Origin of the sequence: Streptomyces sp. CLV115, assembly GCF_038448545.1 — a bacterium.
GTDB lineage: Bacteria > Actinomycetota > Actinomycetes > Streptomycetales > Streptomycetaceae > Streptomyces > Streptomyces sanglieri.
Genome location: NZ_JBCEWQ010000328.1, coordinates 1 through 2,555, shown reverse-complemented (window position 1 = coordinate 2,555; position 2,555 = coordinate 1). Strand labels below are relative to the sequence as shown.

The window sequence follows — 2,555 nt, the reverse complement described above, 5'->3', positions numbered from 1 at the left end:
GGGCGCATCGGGGGCGCCCGGCGCACCGGGGCCGGGCTCCTGCGGCCGCGACGCGCCCTTGCCGGAACCGTCTTTCCGGCCGTCCTTGCGGAGCACCCCCTTGCGCGGGCGCGGAATGCCCCGCCCCTCCTCCGGCGCGGGCTCCGGCCGCCCCGCGAGCTCCACCGTGCCGTCGCCCGACGCGGCCGCGGCGGCCACCAGTTCGTCCGGTTCGCCGAGCCTCCCGATGATGCGGCGGACCGCCGCCGGGCTGTCCCCGGACTGCTTTCCGCGCTGCCGGTCGATCTCGCCCCGGAGCGTCGAGACCAGCCTCATCCTGGCGGCCGAGGACAGCTGTTGCTGCTGTGCCAGGTCCCCGACCCGGCTCAGATAGTCGTAGACCAGCTGGTCGCTCTCGATCCCCACGCGATCGTTCCCCTCTACCGCCCTGCACCGACGGTAGCGCCCTCGGGCCTGTCCGGAGCGACTACCGTGGGACGGATGGGGATGACCACACCACCGCGGACGCTCGCCGAAGCTCTCCGGGCCCGGGACGACGAGTCGTTGGCCGGGCTGCTGCGCGCCCGCCCCGATCTCCTCAACCCGGTGCCGGGCGACATCACCCAGCTCGCGACGAGGGCCGGCACCCGTGCCTCGGTCGTACGCGCGCTGGAGCACCTCGACCGGTTCGCGCTGCAGACCGCCGAGGCGCTCGCGGTGGCCGCCGACCCCGCCCCGTACGAGACGCTGCTCGGGCTGCTCACCGGCGACGGCCGGGACGACGGCGAGCACCGTGACGACGCGGGCGCGGCGATCTCCGACGCGCTGCCCGGCGCCCTGGCCACGCTGCGCGAACAGGCCCTCGTCTGGGGTGAGGACGAGCGGCTGCGGCTGGTGCGCACGGCGCGCGAGATCCTCGCGCCGTCCCCGCAGCACGCCTCCCCCACCGGTCTCGGGCCGACCGTCGCCGAGGCGACCTCCGGCATGTCCCCGGGCCGCCTCCAGGAGATCCTGGCCGCGGCCGGACTGCCCGCCACGCACGATCCGGTCTCCGCCGTGACCGCCCTGGCCGCGCTCTTCACCGACCGGACCAGGATGGGCGAGCTGCTGGACTCCGCCCCGGCCGAGGCCCTGTCCGTGCTGGACCGGCTGGTCTGGGGGCCGCCGTACGGGGAGGTGACCCCGAATCCCACCCCGCCGGTGAAGTGGCTGCGCGACCACGGGCTGCTGCTGCCGGTGTCGACCCGCACCGTGGTGCTGCCCCGCGAGGCCGCCCTGCACCTGCGGGCGGGACGCGCCCACCGAGTGCCGGAGCCGCGGCCGCCGGTCGTGGAGGCGGTCGCCGTCCGCGATCCACAGGCTGTGGACAGTGCGGCGGCCGGTCAGGCGCTGCTGGCCGTGAACACCGTCGAGGAGCTGCTGAAGAGCTGGAACGGCGGCGGGCCCCCGATACTGCGGGCCGGCGGGCTCAGCGTCCGCGAACTGAAGAGGACCGCCACCGCCCTGGAGGTCCCCGAGCCGGTCGCCGCGTTCTGGGCCGAACTCGCCTTCGCGGCCGGACTGCTGGCCTCCGACGGCGAGGCCGACGAGCGGTACGCGCCGACGCCCGCGTACGACGACTGGGCCGAACTCCCCGCACAGGACCGCTGGGCACACCTCGCCACCGCCTGGCTCGCCGCGACCCGCACCTCGGGCCTCGTCGGCGGCCAGGACGCCAAGGGCCGGGCCCTGTCCGCGCTGGGCCCCGAACTCGACCGCTCCGCCGCCCCGGAGGTACGCCACCGGGTCCTCGCCCTGCTCGCCGCCCTGGAGCCCGGCACCGCCGCCGACCCGGAGACCGTCCTCGCCCGGCTGCGCTGGGAGCGTCCCCTGCGCGGCGCCTCCGTCTCCGCCGGGGACACCACCGATCTGCGGTCCCGGATCGCCCTGTGGACGCTCAACGAGTCCGAACTGCTCGGCATCACCGGCCGCGGCGCGCTCGCCACGCACACCCGCGCCCTGCTCGACGCCGGACCGGCCGAGGCCGCCGCCCTGCTCGCGCCGCTCATCCCGGAACCGCTGGACCACGTCCTGCTCCAGGCCGACCTCACGGCCGTCGCCCCCGGCCCGCTGGAGCGCCCGCTGGCGGACATGCTCTCCGCCCTCGCGGACATCGAGTCGAAGGGCGGCGCGACGGTCTACCGCTTCACCCCCGGCTCGGTGCGCCGCGCCCTGGACGCCGGGCAGTCCGCGACCGATCTGCACGCCTTCCTCGCCGCGCACAGCCGCACGCCCGTCCCGCAGCCGCTCAGCTACCTCATCGACGACGTGGCCCGCCGCCACGGTCATCTGCGGATCGGCGCCGCCTCCTCGTACGTGCGCTGCGACGACGAGGCCGTGCTGAACGAGATCCTGGCCGACAAGCGCTCGGTCACCCTGCGGCTGCGCCGTCTCGCGCCGACCGCCCTGGCCGCCCAGGTCGACCCGGCGTCCCTGCTCGAAGGGCTGCGCGAGATGGGCTACGCCCCGGCCGCCGAGTCCGCCGAGGGCGACGTCCTGATCACCCGCGCGGGCGCCCGCCGCACCCCGCCCCGCAC

The 2,555-nt window shown here is 76.4% G+C and carries 1 protein-coding gene and 1 pseudogene; one reads left to right on the top strand and one right to left on the bottom strand.

From position 1 onward, the window contains the following. Positions 1-405: pseudogene (locus tag AADR41_RS41880) on the bottom strand (hypothetical protein); the annotation flags it as partial. A gap of 75 nt (positions 406-480) precedes the next feature. Here AADR41_RS41880 and AADR41_RS41875 point away from each other — a divergent pair. After that, the coding region (locus AADR41_RS41875; RefSeq protein WP_342287696.1) for a helicase-associated domain-containing protein at positions 481-2,555 on the top strand (2,075 nt) is incomplete at its 3' end.